Annotated in this window: 12 protein-coding genes; 9 read left to right on the forward strand and 3 right to left on the reverse strand. The window is 67.6% G+C overall.

The window, feature by feature from the left end; translation table 11 throughout:
- Nucleotides 1-3 precede the first annotated feature (3 nt).
- The 3 genes from ICN82_RS15695 to ICN82_RS15705 all read right to left on the reverse strand — a co-directional run bounded on the left by ICN82_RS15695 (nt 4) and on the right by ICN82_RS15705 (nt 3,952).
- Nucleotides 4-1,041, reverse strand: coding sequence for an NAD(P)-dependent alcohol dehydrogenase (locus ICN82_RS15695; protein WP_193184497.1), 1,038 nt, complete (start codon nt 1,039-1,041; stop codon nt 4-6).
- Nucleotides 1,042-1,486: 445 nt separating this feature from the next.
- A complete protein-coding gene (locus ICN82_RS15700) occupies nt 1,487-2,851 on the reverse strand; it encodes a mechanosensitive ion channel family protein (protein WP_193184499.1) in 1,365 nt (454 codons plus the stop codon).
- Nucleotides 2,852-2,935: 84 nt separating this feature from the next.
- Nucleotides 2,936-3,952, reverse strand: a complete 1,017-nt coding sequence (locus ICN82_RS15705; RefSeq protein ID WP_330999021.1) for a replication initiation protein — start codon at nt 3,950-3,952, stop codon at nt 2,936-2,938.
- A 659-nt stretch (nt 3,953-4,611) separates the two neighbouring features.
- Here ICN82_RS15705 and ICN82_RS15710 point away from each other — a divergent pair.
- The 9 genes from ICN82_RS15710 to ICN82_RS15750 all read left to right on the forward strand — a co-directional run bounded on the left by ICN82_RS15710 (nt 4,612) and on the right by ICN82_RS15750 (nt 15,072).
- Nucleotides 4,612-5,814 (forward strand): AAA family ATPase, encoded by a 1,203-nt coding sequence (locus ICN82_RS15710; RefSeq protein WP_193184503.1) that lies wholly within the window; start codon nt 4,612-4,614, stop codon nt 5,812-5,814.
- Entirely contained in the window at nt 5,811-6,797 is a 987-nt protein-coding gene (locus ICN82_RS15715) for a ParB/RepB/Spo0J family partition protein (protein WP_193184505.1), read from the forward strand. Before ICN82_RS15710 ends, ICN82_RS15715 begins: the two co-directional genes overlap by 4 nt.
- 308 nt (nt 6,798-7,105) lie before the next feature.
- Entirely contained in the window at nt 7,106-7,759 is a 654-nt protein-coding gene (locus tag ICN82_RS15720) for a 3-oxoacid CoA-transferase subunit A (protein WP_193184507.1), read from the forward strand.
- Nucleotides 7,759-8,412: a 3-oxoacid CoA-transferase subunit B gene (locus tag ICN82_RS15725; protein WP_193184509.1), complete on the forward strand. Its 654-nt coding sequence runs from the start codon at nt 7,759-7,761 to the stop codon at nt 8,410-8,412. The genes ICN82_RS15720 and ICN82_RS15725 overlap by 1 nt, the downstream gene beginning before the upstream one ends.
- Complete coding sequence (locus ICN82_RS15730; RefSeq protein WP_193184511.1) at nt 8,409-9,314, forward strand: HD domain-containing protein; 906 nt, start codon at nt 8,409-8,411, stop codon at nt 9,312-9,314. The genes ICN82_RS15725 and ICN82_RS15730 overlap by 4 nt, the downstream gene beginning before the upstream one ends.
- 90 nt (nt 9,315-9,404) lie before the next feature.
- Nucleotides 9,405-10,169, forward strand: a complete 765-nt coding sequence (gene fabI / locus ICN82_RS15735; RefSeq protein WP_193184513.1) for an enoyl-ACP reductase FabI — start codon at nt 9,405-9,407, stop codon at nt 10,167-10,169.
- A gap of 31 nt (nt 10,170-10,200) precedes the next feature.
- Nucleotides 10,201-12,513 (forward strand): DUF3141 domain-containing protein, encoded by a 2,313-nt coding sequence (locus ICN82_RS15740; RefSeq protein WP_193184515.1) that lies wholly within the window; start codon nt 10,201-10,203, stop codon nt 12,511-12,513.
- Nucleotides 12,514-12,518: 5 nt separating this feature from the next.
- On the forward strand, nt 12,519-13,901 hold the full coding sequence (locus ICN82_RS15745) for a bifunctional enoyl-CoA hydratase/phosphate acetyltransferase (RefSeq protein WP_193184517.1): 1,383 nt from the start codon (nt 12,519-12,521) through the stop codon (nt 13,899-13,901).
- 13 nt (nt 13,902-13,914) lie between these two features.
- Complete coding sequence (locus ICN82_RS15750) at nt 13,915-15,072, forward strand: acetate/propionate family kinase (RefSeq protein WP_193184519.1); 1,158 nt, start codon at nt 13,915-13,917, stop codon at nt 15,070-15,072.
- Nucleotides 15,073-15,135: the final 63 nt, after the last annotated feature.

Genomic DNA, 15,135 nt, shown 5'->3' on the forward strand with positions numbered 1-15,135 from the left:
CCCTCAGCCGGGCAGCGTGATCTGCAGCTTCACGTCGGCATCCCGCGCCTCCACCGCCCGGTCGAAGGCGGCGATGCTGTCCTCGAAGGGCAGCGTGGCGGAAATCAGCGGCTTCAGATCCACCTTCCCCGATCCCATCAGCGCGATCGCCCGGTCATAGACATTGGCATAGCGGAACACGGTTTCGATCCGCAGCTCCTTGGCCTGCAGCCCGACAATGTCCATGGGCACCGGGTCGACCGGCATGCCCACCAGCACCACCGCGCCGCCCGGACAGGCCAGGGCCGGAAGGCCCAGGATCGCCGGCGCCGCGCCGGAGCATTCGAAGACGACATCCGCGCCCCACCCCCCCGTGGCCTCCGCGACCGCCGCGGCGGCGGGGGTCCGGCGGATATTCACCGTCTCGATCCCGTCATAGGCGCCGATGATGTCCAGCTTCGGCTGCGCCAGATCGGCGACGATCACCTTCGCGCAGCCCCCCGCCAGCGCCGCCAGGGCGGTCATCATCCCGATCGGCCCGGCGCCGGTGACCACCGCGACATCCCCGGGCCGGATCCTCGCGCGCAGCGCCGCCTGCATGCCGATGGCGAAGGGCTCCACCATCGCGCCCTCGGCGAAGGAAACGCTATCGGGCAGCCTGTAGGTGAAGGCCGCCGGGTGGACCACTTCGGGCATCAGGCAGCCATCGACCGGCGGGGTCGCCCAGAACCGCACCGCCGGATCGACATTGTAGAGGCCCATCTTGGCGGCGCGCGAGGCCGGGTCGGGGATGCCCGGCTCCATGCAGACGCGGTCGCCCGGCTTCAGGTGGGTGACGCCGGGACCGGTCTCGATCACCGTTCCCGCGGCCTCGTGCCCCAGGATCATCGGCGCCTCGACCACGAAGGGCCCGATCCTGCCATGGGTATAGTAATGGACATCCGATCCGCAGATCCCCACCGTGTGGACGGCGATGCGGACCTCGCCGGGCCCCGCGGCCGCCGGTCCCGGCACGTCGCGCAGCGACAGCTTTCCCTTTTCCTCAAGCACCAATGCACGCAAGACGTGATCCTCCCTCTTGATCCATGGCGCCCCGGCGACGCCCCGCGAAAGGTGCTAGGTCGCCCGCGGCGCGCTGGCAAACGGAAAACGCCGGTTCGCGGTTTTCCGCATTGAAACCATTCAATTAGTGTCTCCCCGGCGGGGTTTCCGCATCGCCTGCCCATCACGCCGCGCGGTCTTGTTCCGGCGCCCGGCCGCTGCGGACCGGGTGGCGGGATGCGCCGCGACGGCGCTAACTTGGGGGAAACCCTCACCTAAGCGCCGTGCGCTGCCTTGCGTTACGACGTCCGGTAATATTTCCGCGGAGCCATGCAGGAAATGCAGGACGGACTTGCCGCCATCACGGGTTGCTGCGCCGCGGCAGAGCCGGTATGTTACCGGTAACGACAGCGTGCCACGGTGCGCAGGTCAGATGGTTTCCGACGGCTCCTCCTCCTCCCTGAGCCTAGGAAATCGGCGGCGGCCCCCTCCTCCTCCCTGGGGCTGCCGCCTCCCCTTCTTCCCGGTCCGGCTCCGATCCCAGGATGCGCACCTCGCGCTGCGGGAAGGGTATGCTGATTCCGTTCTCGCGGAACGCGTCCCACAGCGCCAGGTAGACGGCCCCCCGCACATTGGTCAGCCCGCCGGTCGGATCGGTTATCCAGAACCGCAGGATGTAATCGACCGAACTGTCGCCGAACCCGGTGATGTGGCAGACCGGCGGCTTCGATCCCAGCACCCGGCCGACGCCCTGCGCCGCCTCCACCGCGATGCGCCGCACCTCGTGCGGGTCATTGGAATAGGCCGTCCCGAAGAAGATATCGAGCCGGACGAACTCGTTCGAATGCGACCAGTTCACCACCTGCCCGGTGATCATGTCCTCGTTGGGGATCAGGTATTCCCGCCCGTCCCGCGTGACCACGCTGACATAGCGCGCGCCAAGGGCGTTGATCCAGCCGAAGGTTTCGCCCAGGGAAATCACGTCGCCGGGCTTCACCGACTTGTCCAGCAGGATGATGATCCCGGAAACCAGGTTAGAGACGACCTTCTGCAACCCGAAACCCAGCCCGACCCCGATCGCCCCCGACAGAACGGCCAGCCCCGTCAGGTCCACGCCGACCGCCTTCATCGAGAAGAGGAAGGCCGCGCCATACAGCCCCAGCTGAACCGCCTTGACCGACAGGACCCTCATCGAGGGGCTCATTTCCTCGTTGGAATTGATCCGCGCCGCAGAGATCCGCGACAGGAACCGCGCCGCCGCCAGAAGGATCGTCACCGCCACCGCTGCCTGGACCACCATCCAGGCCGAAACCGTCAGCCCGCCCAGATCCAGCGTGATGCGCGACAGCAAGGCGACGAAAGCCTCGGTCTGGCCGAGAACGCTGAGGGTCAGCCAGATCCACGCGCCGTATTGCACCACCGCGCGCAGCACCCGGTTGAGGATCAGCCGCGATGCCAGTCCGACCACCACCCAGGCCAGGGCCAGGTTGCCGATGATCGTCAGCAGAAATGATCGGCTGGGCCATGTGGTTTCGCGCAGAACCCAGACCGCCGCCCAGATCAAGGGAACGAACAGGATCCCGCGCAATCGCCGGATCAGGACCAGGGCCGTGCGCATCCGCCATTTCGGCCAGCCCTGCCGGGTCCGCAACCGGTCATGCAACCGCCCGCCCCAGGCCCGTCCCGCCAGGTGAGCCAACCCGAACAGCGCGACGGCAATGCCGATCTGGTAGAAGACCCAGGGACGGAATGCCGCCTCCGCCTGGACCGCGAGGAAGTGATAGAGGTCGAGCGCATAGCCCGCCGCCCTGTTGAAGATATCCTGCTGCATGCCATGCCTCCTGAAGGGAAAGGCTAGCCTGCATTCCCCCGTCGGCCAAGCGGCAGAAGGAAATTGCCAATTGGCAATTTCCGGCTAAAGCGGGTTGTTCTCTGCATATTTCCGGAAAAATGCCAGGTAGGCGCGGTCCGGATCGCGCGGCGCCTCGCGCCCTGCCGACCAGCCGCGCCATTCGCTTTCGACGAAATAGACGTCATAGCCGGGATGCCTCAGGCGCGCGGTTTCGTAGGTCTCGCTGCGCAGCGGACTGCCCTGCCCCTCCATCCAGGCCGGCCGCGGCCGCATCGCCTCGACGGGCGCCTCCTCCTGCGCCACCCGCACCTTGCGGCCCACCTTGGAGAAGCTCACCTCGCGTTCGGCGGCATCCACCCCGCCCTGGTCCTTGCGCCACCAGCGCAGCTCCACATGCGTCACGCTGCGCCCGGTCTTGATCGGCTCGATGGCGACGATGTAATCGCTCAGCGCGTTGACCTCGGCCACGGCCGGCCGGATCGCCCGCAAATTCAGGTTCGACCAGCTCGCCAGTTTTCCTTTCGGCACGCCCAGCACGCCGCGCAGCGCGTCCAGCGTGAAGCGTTCCGATGCGCGGTAGCGCAGGTTGCCCCGTTTCTGGACCATTTCGTAGAGCGTCAGCGCGTATTTCGAGGTCAGCGCGAACATCACCTCCCGCTGCAGACGCGCGAAGACGGTGGAGTTGCGGATGATCTTGCGCAGCCGCGCCGGGATCTCGTATTCGATCAGCCCGTCGCGGCGCAGCGTCTCGATATTGCCGCCCAGCAGCTGCACGCGCTCAATCGCTTCCTCGCCATCCCAGACCACCTGAACCTTGACGATGGCGGACATCAGCCGCTCCAGGCTCTCGCCGATCCGGTCATTGGCATTATGCGATCCGCGCAGTTCGGACTTGGCGATCACATGGGTCACCGGCCGGTCGATTCCGTCCCAGGCGTTTTCCAGTAGCTGATTGTAGATCCGCCGGTCCGACAGGGTCAGCGGCGTGACCTCGATCAGGTCGACCAGCTCACCCGGCTTGACCAGGCTTTCCGCATTCGGTTTCGCATCGAGCGTGCGATAGGATTTCCCGGCCGCCACCTGCCTGCCCCCGTTTCTCTTACATACATCACAGAGTGCGTGTAAGTTAGCAGGCGGCTCCCCGGCGGTAAAGCATTGGCTGCGGCACCTCTTACACTGCCTATCCGTCGAATGTAAGCATCCGACACCACCCGATCCGTAAGCTTTGCGACTCGGCCAGCGCGCGCCCGAGTCCGGTCCCTGGCTTTTCGTCAAGAAAAAAACACCTGATTTCATAGGGTTTTCTTCGTGCCGCCCGGCGCCCGCAAGGCCCACCCCGGAGGTAAGCACAGGCCACCCGGAAGGTAAGCCCAGCCCACCCCATTTGTATCGATGTCTCACCCGGTAGGTAAGAGAACCGGCAGGGGAGGGCTTGTTTTCAACAACTTGCCCTTCACGAACACTGAAGACTCTGAATCTGGAATCCCTGCGGGAGCAGGTGCTTTCGCGCTCATTTCTGTGGATAAACCGCCCCGACCCGTCCACAGAGCTACATCTGGGGTGAAATCGGCAAATAACGGGGTCAAATTTCCGATGAACGCCGCACTCCCCGTCCGTTTCCGGCGATGGCGTACCCGATCTGCAACTTCCGCTTTTTTCGCGGTCCGGCGCAGAAAACCGCACTTGCAGCCCCGGTCCCCGTCCCGCATGATTCCCGCAAGCGATCTATGAAGGATATCATGGACAGTACCGTTCTTCCCCCCGTTTCCCTCACCGAACTCGACCACCTCGCGGGACGTGCCGCGACGGTGATGAACCGGCTGCGCGACCGCGTCTACGCGCCCGGTTCGGAAAAAAGGCTCGAGCTGAGCTTCAACGTTCGTTCCGCCGCCGAAATGGTGGGAAGGTCCGAGAAGCTGATCCGCGACGCAGAGGCGGACGGGCGCCTGCCGCCGCCCGACAAGGACCCTGAAACGGGCCGGCGCACCGGATATTCCCTGGGCGAAATCAACCGGATGCGCGAAGTGTTCGGCACCCTGCCGCATCGCGCGCCGGGCGATCCGCCGATGGTCCTTGCGGTGCAGAACTTCAAGGGCGGGGTGGGCAAGTCGACCGTGGTCGCGCATCTGGCGCAATTCTTCGCGCTGAAAGGGTACCGCGTCTGCGTCATCGATTGCGACAGCCAGGCCTCCACCACCGCGGTCTTCGGGCTGAACCCGGATGTCGATGTCGACGAGGAGGAGGACACGCTCTACCCGTTTTTCCGCCATGGCGGGCCGCCTTCGCTGAGCTATGCGCTGCGGGCGACCTATTGGCCGGGCATTGCGCTGATCCCGGCCAATCTGGGCCTGTATGACGCCGAATACGAATTCGCCGCGCGGATGGCGCGCGACCACGCCTTCGTTCTGGACCGGATGCGCGCGGGGGTGGAGACCATCCAGGACCGGTTCGACATCGTGCTGCTGGATCCGCCGCCGGCGCTGGGGATGATCTCGCTTTCGGTGCTGCGCGCGGCCAACGCGCTATTGATCCCGGCGCCGCCGAACAATATCGATTTCGCCTCTACGGCGCATTTCCTGAAGATGATGTCCGCCACCCTGGCCGAGATTGCCCAGCATGGCGGCGCCCGCAATTATTCGTTCGTTAAAATTCTTGCGACCAAGATGAACGACCAGAAATCGGCACATGTGGCAATCAAGCGGATGATGGATGCGGTCTTTCCCCAGGATGTGCTGGGCGCGGTCCTCAAGGACAGTGCCGAGATCGACAATGCGACGGCCAATCTCAAGACGGTCTACGAGCTGACCGGCCCGGCGACCCGGTCCGATACGCATAAACGCTGCCGCGCCTACCTGGATGCGGTGGGCCGGGAGGTGGAAATCCTGATCCGCAAGACCTGGCCCAGCCATCATGCGGATCTGCGCAAGGAGGGTATCCTGTGAGCAAGAAACACGACGCGATCTTCGATGACATCCTGTCGGGATTCGAGGCGCCGGAGCCGACGCCCGACGCTCCGCCGGAGCGGGCCGGCGCGCGGTTCCTCAAGCGCTCGACCACGATCGGCGACCGGCTTTCGGGCGAGGTCGAGGAAAAGACGCTGAAATGGGTCGATCCGGCGGAGTGCCGGATGTGGGAGCATCACAACCGCGCCTACGGGTTGCTGACCGAGGAGAATTGCCGCGACCTGATCGACGGGATGATCGCCCAGGGCAGGCAGGAATTTCCCGCCATCGTGCGGCGCCTCGCCGATGGCGGCGGCGCGGCCTATGAGGTGATCTGCGGGGCGCGGCGGCATTTCGCGGTCAGCTGGCTGCGGGCCAATAATTACCCGCAATTCCGCTATCTCGTGGAGATCCGCGACCTCACCGACGAGGAGGCGTTCCGCCTTGCCGATATCGAGAACCGCGACCGCGAGGATATCAGCGATTACGAACGCGCCCGCGACTATGCCGGTGCGCTGGAGCGCTATTACGGCGGTCGGCAGAAGGCCATGGCCGAGCGGCTGGAGGTCTCCGAGGGATGGCTTTCGCGCTACCTGCAGCTGGCGAAGCTGCCGCAGGAGATCGTCGCCGCCTATGGCTCCATCCGCGACCTCAAGGAGCTGCATGCGCGTCAGCTGAAGCCGCTGCTAGCCCGGCCGGGCGACCGCGAGAAGGTGATGGCCGTGGCGGCAGGGCTGGCGGCGGAGAAGGCCGACGGAGCGCCGCGCGACGGCGCGCAGGTGCTTGCGGCGCTAAAGGCGGCGGTGCGCGCGCCGAAACCGAAGGGGCAGGGCGGCACGCTCTATCGCCGCGGCCCCGGCGAGGCCGGGATCTCCGTACGAAAGAAAGGCCGCAGCGTGGTGATGGAATTCCCCGAGGGCCTGTCCCGGGCCGCGCTGGAACAGGCCTTCGGCGCCTATCTGAAGGATCGGTTCGGCGATTGATCTTGCCAATTGGCAAGATGGACGGAAAATCCTTTGATTATAAAGCATTGACTGAATTCCTGCCGGAGGTATCCCCCTGCCTCCGGCAGGCCGTCCCTCCGAAGCGGGATCTGTCCCCCGCGGATCCGGGCCTGTTGCCTGCAAGATGACCTGCGTGGTCTGCCTGCATCTGGCGGCGCTTGCTCCGGCCGCCGCGTGCAACAAAATGCTGCACCTGCGAGATTCCCCCGGACATAGTCATCAAAGTGACGCAAGCTGCGCCTAGCACGGCGCCGGAGTCGTCGTTTGCGATCCGACCGGGGGACCAGATGAAACACGCGATTACACCGGCCCGCGCGGCCGAGATGATCCCCGATGGTGCCAGCCTGCTGATCGGCGGTTTCATGGGGGTGGGCACGCCGCACCGGCTGATCGACGCGCTGGTGGCGGTCGGGCGGCGCGACCTGACGGTGATCGCCAACGACACCGCGAAACCCGGCATCGGCATCGGCCGGCTGATCGCCGCGGGCTGCGTGGCCCGCGTCGTGGCCTCGCATATCGGCCTGAATCCGGAAACCCAGGCGGGCATGATCTCGGGCGCGATCGAGGTGGAGCTGGTGCCGCAGGGGACGCTGGTCGAACGCATCCGCGCCGGCGGGGTCGGCCTGGGCGGGGTGCTGACCGCCACCGGGGTCGGCACGCCGGTCGAGGAGGGCAAGGACAAGCTGGAGATCGACGGCACCGTCTATCTGCTGGAACGTCCCATCCGGGCGGATTTCGCGCTGATCGCTGCGCGCCAATGCGACTATGTCGGCAATCTGGAATACACGCTGACCGCGCATAACTTCAATCCGGTCATGGCCCTGGCCGGGAAGACGGTGATCGCCGAGCCGGACCATATCCTGCCGATCGGCGCCATCCCCCCCGATGCGGTCAAGACGCCGGGCGTGCTGGTCGACCATATCCTGGAGAGGAAGCCGTGATGGACGCCAAGGAACGCATCGCGCGGCGCGTCGCGCTGGAGGTCGAGGAAGGCACGCTGGTCAATCTCGGCATCGGGCTGCCCTCGCTTGTGGCCAATTACCTGCCCGAGGGCGTCAACGTGCATTTCCAGGCCGAGAACGGCGTGATCGGCCTGGGGGCGCGCCCGCCCGAGGGGATGGAGGATCGCGACCTGACCGATGCAGGCGGCGGCTTCGTCACCGCGGTGCCCGGCGCGGCCTCGATCGACAGCGCCATGAGCTTCGGGCTGATCCGCGGCGGGCACCTGGACATGACCGTGCTGGGCGGGCTGCAGGTGGATGAACGCGGCTACCTGGCCAACTGGATGGTGCCGGGCAAGATGGTGCCGGGCATGGGGGGCGCGATGGACCTGGTGGCGGGCGCGAAACGGGTGATCGTCGCGATGGTCCATGCCGCGAAGGGCGCGCCCAAGATCGTGCCGGAATGCACCCTGCCGCTGACCGCGGCGCGGCGCGTCAGCCTGATCGTCACCGAGCTGTGCGTGATCGAACCGACGGCGGCGGGGCTGGTGCTGCGCGAGCTGGCCGAAGGGGTGAGCCTGGAGGAGGTGCGGGGCCTGACCTCGGCCAGCCTGATCCTCGAGGGCGAGCCCCGGGTGATGCCGCTGGCATGACGGAAACCGCGGGCCTCCTCGATCTCAGCAGGGCGCTGGTCTTCGCCTCCCGCGCCCATGCCAACCAGCGGCGCAAGGGCGCGGCGCAGGAACCCTATGTCAACCACCTGATCGAGGTGATGGACCTGGTGGCGCGGACCACCGACGCCGCGGATGTCGACCTGATGGTCGCGGCGCTGATGCATGACGTTCTGGAGGACACGCCGGTCACCCCGGCCGAGCTGTCGGCCGCCTTCGGGGCGCGCGTGACGCGGATCGTCGGGGAATGTTCCGACGACATGAGCCTGCCCAAGGCGGCGCGCCGGGCGGAGCGGCTGGCCTCGATGCCCGGCAAGTCGCGCGAGGCGCGCATCGTCAAGACCGCCGACGTGATCTCCAACATCCGCGCGGTCGTCCTGTCCGCGCCGGCCGGCTGGACCGCCGAGCGCAAGCTGGCCTACCTGGCCGATTGCCGCGCGCTGGTGGCGGCGGGGGCGGAGCCCAATGCGCATCTGCAGGCGATCTTCGAGCGCACCGCCGCAGATGCCGAGGCCGCGATCCGCAAGGGCGGCAGCCTGGCCATCGACGGCGTGCCCGAGGCGGTGCACGAGCTGGAGAACACGATCGGCCAGCCGGTACACAAGGTCTACATGGCCAATACCTCCGCCCGGCCGCTGACCGAGGAGGACCTGCAGCATCTGGGCCGGCTGATCGCCAGCCAGTTTCCGTCCGGGACGATCGAGAAGGGCCATGCCGTCTATGACGGGCGCATGCGCGAGGTCTTCCTGGCCTATATCCGCACCGACAGCCCCTCGGCGATCGTGTCCTTCGCCCAGAGGGTCTGCCTGGAATTCGAGCAGAGCTTTGCCGGGATCGAGGTCGGCGGCCGGTATATCCGGGTCTATGCCGACGATACCGGCTAGGATGTCCGCGGGTCCGCCGGACCCGCCGGGCGGGAATCGCAGTCCCGCGCCGCGCCGGCGCGGGGAGGGATCAGGAACGGAGGGACGGCGATGTTTTCGCTTGAAGGCCAGAAAGCCCTAGTCGTGGGCGTGGCCAATGACCAGTCGATCGCCTGGGGGATCGCGCGGGCGCTGAAGGCGCAGGGCGCGGACCTGGCGGTGACCTATCTCAATGCCAAGGCCGAGAAACATGTCCGCCCGCTGGCCGAGGAACTGGATGCCCAGATCATCGCGCCGCTGGATGTCGCCGAGGACGGCGCGCTCGACTCGCTGTTCGACGAGATCGCGGCGACCTGGGGGCGGCTGGACACGCTGGTGCATTCCATCGCCTTCTGCCCCAAGGAGGACCTGCATGGCCGCGTCGTGGACTGCTCGCGCGAGGGATTCGGCGTCGCGCTGGACATCTCGGTGCATTCCTTCATGCGCATGGTGAGGAAGGCCGAGCCGCTGATGGCCCGCGGCGGCACCTGCATGACGGTCAGCTATCTCGGCGCGGGCCGGGTGGTGGACAATTACAACGTCATGGGCCCGGTCAAGGCCTGCCTGGAATCCGTCACCCGCTACATGGCGGCGGAGCTGGGGCCCAAGGGGATCTCCGTGCATGCGCTGAGCCCCGGGCCGCTGAAGACCCGCGCCGCCTCGGGCATCGCCCATTTCGACGAGCTTCTCAACAAGGCGGCCGATCGCGCGCCGACCCATGCCCTCGCCACGATCGAGGATGTCGGCGCCTATGCGGCCTTCCTGGCCAGCCCGGAAGCCTGGAACATCACCGGCGGGCTGCATCACATCGACGGCGGCTACAACATCGTCGGCTGACCGCCTCCGACGCCGCAAGGGGAAACGATCCATGACCGTTCTGAACACGCTTCAAGATCCGACGGAGATGTTCCACGCCGTGGAGGCGCGCGCCGACATGGTCCGCGTCGCCGGGGCCGCCCATGCCTCGCGCAGCGCCGCCTATCTGGAAGGCCGCGCCGGCGAGCTGGCTGAGGCGGCGGGCGGCATCGCCGAGACGATGATCCGCGCCCAGGGGACCGAAACCGGGATCGCCGGGCTGTGGCAGGCCTATTTCACCGACGCGCTGCAGCGCCAGGTGCTGTTTCTCGACGCGCTGCGCCAGCGCAGCGACCTGATCGCCGATCACAACAGGAACGGGGCGCCGCCGGTCCTGGTCTATGACAGCGAACTGGTGATGGACGGCGCCGGGCTGCCGCGGCCGTGCAACTATTTCCTGCTGCGGCTGCTGCCGCCGGAGGGGATCGTCCTGGATCCGTCGAAGCGGCCCTATGTCATCATCGACCCGCGCGCCGGGCACGGGGCGGGGATCGGCGGGTTCAAGCAGGACAGCCAGGTCGGCGTCGCCTTCAAGGCCGGCCACCCGGTCTATTTCGTCGCCTTCCACCAGATGCCGGTGAAGGGCCAGACCATCGCCCATGTCTCCGAGGCCGAGGCCGCCTTCCTGCGCGAGGTGCAGCGGCTGCATCCGCAAAGCCCGCTGCCGGTGGTGGTGGGCAATTGCCAGGGCGGCTGGGCGACGGCAATCCTGGCGGCGACCAATCCCGACATCACCGGTCCCATCGTGCTGAACGGCGCGCCGATGTCCTACTGGTCGGGCAAGCTGGGCCAGGATCCGATGCGCTATTCCGGCGGGCTGGCGGGGGGCGTGCTGCCCGCGATGATCTCGGGCGACCTGTCGGGGGGCATTTTCGACGGGGCCGACCTGGTCGACAATTTCGAGAAGCTGAACCCGGCGCGGAATTATTTCGGCAATTACTTCGACCTGTACGAGAATATCGACAAGGGCATCCCGCGCTATCTGGGGTTCGAGAAATGGTGGGGCGGGTTCTACCTGATGACCACCGAGGAGATCGAGTGGATCGTCTCCAACCTCTTCGTCGGCAACAAGCTGGCCAAGAACATGGCGCAGCTGGAACCGGGCCGCAACATCGACCTCAAGCAGATCCGCTCGCCGATCATCTGCTTTGCCTCCCATGGCGACAACATCACCCCGCCGGGCCAGGCGCTGAACTGGATCATCGACACCTATGCCAGCGAGGAGGAGATCGAGGTCCAGGGCCAGCGCATCCTCTACATGGTGCATGAGCAGGTCGGGCATCTGGGGATCTTCGTCTCCTCCTCCATCGCCAATCGCGAGCACAGCCAGATGGCCGAGACCCTGGCCAATATCGAGGCGCTGGCGCCGGGGCTCTACGAGATCATGATCGAGGACGTGGTGGGGGAGGACCAGGAGAAGAGTTTCCGCCTGTCGATCGCGCGGCGCAGGTTCCAGGACATCCTGGCCCAGACCGGCGACCGGTCCGAGGAAGTGGCCTTCGCCGCGGTGGCGCGCGGATCGGAGGCGCTGGCGGAGGCCTATGACGCCACCATCCGTCCCGCCATGCAGGCGCTGGGATCGCCGGAGCTGGGTGAATGGCGCCGCAACACCCATCCGCTGCGCGTCTCGCGGCTGGCCATGGGATCGGAGAAGCCCGGCATGGCGATGCTGGAACAGGCCGCCGCGCGCATCCGCGAAAGCCGCAGGCCCGCCCCGGCCGACAACCCGTTCCGCCAGGCGGAGCGGCTCTGGGCGGACATGGTGGAGACCGGGCTGACCGCGATGCGGCAATTCGGCGATTTCGCGCAGGAGATGGGATTCCTCGGGCTCTACCTGTCGCCGCCGGCGATCCGCTACGGGGCCGGGCGCAACTACGAGCGCGCGCGCAAGGACCCGGCGCTGCTGGGACAGTCGCCCGAGGTCAAGATCATCCTGGGGCAGATGAGCAGCGGCGGGCTGGCCGAGGGGCTGATCCGGATGCTGGTGATCGTCGCGGGCACGCGCGGCGACGTGCGCGCCGACCGGCTGACCCGGTCGCTGGAGACCATGCATGGCCGCGCGCCGCTGAAGGATCTGACGCCGCAGGACAGGGTCGAGATCATCCACCACCAGACGGTGATCGCCCGGTTCGCCCCCGAGGCCGCGCTGGCGACGCTGGCGGACCTGCTGAGCAGCGCGGAGGACCGGCGCGTGGCGATGGAGACGGTGGCCTATGTGGTCGGCGCCGAGGAGGAGATGGCCCCCGAGACGCGCGCGATGATGGAGCGGTTCCGCCGCATCCTGGGGCTCGACCGCGGCGCGGCGGGCACCGCGGCGGCGGAGTGAAGCCGATGACGGTGCTGCACAACACCCCCTATGACCGGCTGGAAATCGGCATGGAGGCAGAGGCGCGGCGGCTTTGCGTGGCCGACGACCTGTTCGTCTTTGCCCATGCCTCGGGCAATTTCAATCCGCTGCACCTGCCCGACCAGGACGGGGATGGCGACGGCATGCCCGAGGCGGTGGCCCCGGCCATGTGGGTCGGGGCGCTGATCTCGGGGGTGCTGGGCAACCAGCTGCCGGGACCGGGGACGGTCTACCGGTCGCAGACGCTGCGCTTCGTCGGCCGCGCCATGGCCGGGGACGAACTGGTCGCGCGGGTGCGGCTGGTCAGCAAGGGCGAGGGCCGGCTGGTCGGCTTCGACACCCGCGTCGAGAAGGCCGACGGCACCCCGGTCGCCGAGGGCGAGGCCGAGGTCTATGCCCCCGATTTCGATGCCGTCATCGACCGCGACGACGTGCCTGGCCTGACGGTGCAGAGCCATCGCCATTTCGACCGGCTGCTGGCCGAGGCGGAGGGGCTGGACCCGATCGTCACCGCGGTGGTCGCGCCGGAGGAGGCCAATTCGCTGGGCGGTGCGCTTCTGGGGGCGGATCACGGGCTGATCATTCCGCTGCTGATCGGCGACGAGGTCAAGATCCGCGCCGCCGCCGCCTCGCTGGGGCGCGACATCGCGGCCTTCGAGCTGGTGCATGAACCCGATCACCGCGCCGCCGCCGCGCTTGGCGTCGCCATGGTGCATCAGGGCCGGGTGCGGGCGCTGATGAAGGGGCACCTGCATACCGACGACCTGCTGGGCCAGGTGGTCAAGCGCGATGGCGGCCTGCGCATCGGCCGCCGGCTGAGCCATGTCTTCGTGATGGACGTGCCGGGGCTGGACCACCTGCTGACCGTCACCGATGCGGCGATCAACATCGCCCCCGACCTGGAGACCAAGGTCGACATCATCCAGAACGCCATCGACCTGATGCGCGCGCTGGGGGTGGAGGTGCCCAAGGTGGGCGTCCTGTCGGCGGTGGAGATGGTGAACCCCAGGATCCCCTCGACGCTCGATGCCGCGATCCTGTCGAAGATGGCGGAACGCGGCCAGATCCGCGGCGGCATCGTCGACGGGCCGCTGGCCATGGACAATGCCATCGACGCGGAGGCGGCGCGCACCAAGGGCATCACCTCGATGGTGGCGGGCAAGGCCGACATCCTGATCGCCCCGAACCTGGAGGCGGGCAACATGCTGGCCAAGGAACTGACCTATGTCGCCCATGCCGCGGCGGGCGGGCTGGTCCTGGGCGCGCGCTGCCCGGTGATCCTGACCAGCCGCGCCGATGACGACAAGGCGCGGCTGGCCAGCTGCGCCATCGCCGCGCTTTATGCCGCGCGGGCGGCGGCGCTGTGACGGAGGACCGGCGATGAGCTATATCCTGACACTGAACGCGGGGTCCTCCTCGCTGAAATACGCGGTCTATCGCGACGGGGCGGCGCCGGAGCTGCGCGCGGTGGGGCAGGTCGACCGGATCGGCTCGGAGGCGGCGCATCTGGTGCTGAAGCGCGAGGGCGAGACCGAGACGCGCGAGCTGGGCGCGGCCGATCACGCCCGCGCCGTCGAGGCGATCCTCGACATCTGCACCCCCCACATGCAGGGCGCGCCGGTCGCCGGGGTGGGGCACCGGATCGTCCATGGCGGCACGCTGTTCGACCGGCCCGCGGTGCTGAACGCGGATATCCTCTCGGCGCTGCACCGGCTGGTGCCGCTGGCGCCGCTGCACCAGCCGCATAACCTGGCGGCGGTGCGCGCGGCGATGTCGGCCTTTCCGGACGCGGTGCAGGTGGGGTGTTTCGACACGGCCTTCCACCGCTCGCAGCCCTGGGTGGACGACACCTTCGCGCTGCCCCGGGAATATTACGACAAGGGCATCCGCCGCTACGGGTTCCACGGGCTCAGCTATGACTACATCACCGGCGAGCTGGACCGGATCGATGCCGAGGACCATCACCGCCGGACCGTGGTCGCGCATCTGGGCAACGGCGCCTCGATGTGCGCGATCAAGGGCGGCAAGTCGGTGGCCTCGACCATGGGCTTCACCGCGCTGGACGGGCTGCCGATGGGCACGCGCTGCGGCCAGCTGGATCCGGGCGTCCTGCTGTACCTGATCGCGCAGGAGGGGATGGGCCATCACCAGATCCGCGACCTGCTGTATCACAAATGCGGGCTTCTGGGCCTGTCGGGCATCTCCAATGACATGCGCGAGCTGGAGGCCTCGCCCCGGCGCGAGGCGAAGGAGGCGATCGATTACTACGTCTTCCGCATCCGCCGCGAACTGGGCGGGCTGGCCGCCGCCATCGGCGGGCTGGAGACGCTGGTCTTCTGCGGCGGCATCGGCGAGAACTCGGCGCTGGTCCGCGCGCGCGTCTGCGAGGGAATGGAGTGGATGGGGATCGCGATCGACCCGGAGGCCAATGCCGCGGGGGCGGATGTGATCTCCACCGGGGCGGTGACGGTGCGGGTGATCCGCACCGACGAGGAAGGCGTCATCGCCCGCGCCGTCTCTGCCGCGCTGGCGGCGTGACGGCGACGGCCGGGGCTCAGGCCGCCGGGCTGCGGCGGCAGGGCAGCGGGCGCGGCGGGGCCT

This window comes from Mangrovicoccus algicola (assembly GCF_014903745.1).
Classification (GTDB): Bacteria; Pseudomonadota; Alphaproteobacteria; order Rhodobacterales; family Rhodobacteraceae; genus Mangrovicoccus; species Mangrovicoccus algicola.

Bases quoted from the DNA above. Each gene is read 5' to 3' on its own strand.
- fabI (WP_193184513.1), top strand. From the start codon at position 9,405: ATGTTTTCGCTTGAAGGCCAGAAAGCCCTAGTCGTGGGCGTGGCCAAT.
- ICN82_RS15745 (WP_193184517.1), top strand. From the start codon at position 12,519: ATGACGGTGCTGCACAACACCCCCTATGACCGGCTGGAAATCGGCATG.
- ICN82_RS15750 (WP_193184519.1), top strand. From the start codon at position 13,915: ATGAGCTATATCCTGACACTGAACGCGGGGTCCTCCTCGCTGAAATAC.
- ICN82_RS15740 (WP_193184515.1), top strand. From the start codon at position 10,201: ATGACCGTTCTGAACACGCTTCAAGATCCGACGGAGATGTTCCACGCC.
- ICN82_RS15700 (WP_193184499.1), bottom strand. From the start codon at position 2,851: ATGCAGCAGGATATCTTCAACAGGGCGGCGGGCTATGCGCTCGACCTC.
- ICN82_RS15730 (WP_193184511.1), top strand. From the start codon at position 8,409: ATGACGGAAACCGCGGGCCTCCTCGATCTCAGCAGGGCGCTGGTCTTC.
- ICN82_RS15710 (WP_193184503.1), top strand. From the start codon at position 4,612: ATGGACAGTACCGTTCTTCCCCCCGTTTCCCTCACCGAACTCGACCAC.
- ICN82_RS15720 (WP_193184507.1), top strand. From the start codon at position 7,106: ATGAAACACGCGATTACACCGGCCCGCGCGGCCGAGATGATCCCCGAT.
- ICN82_RS15725 (WP_193184509.1), top strand. From the start codon at position 7,759: ATGGACGCCAAGGAACGCATCGCGCGGCGCGTCGCGCTGGAGGTCGAG.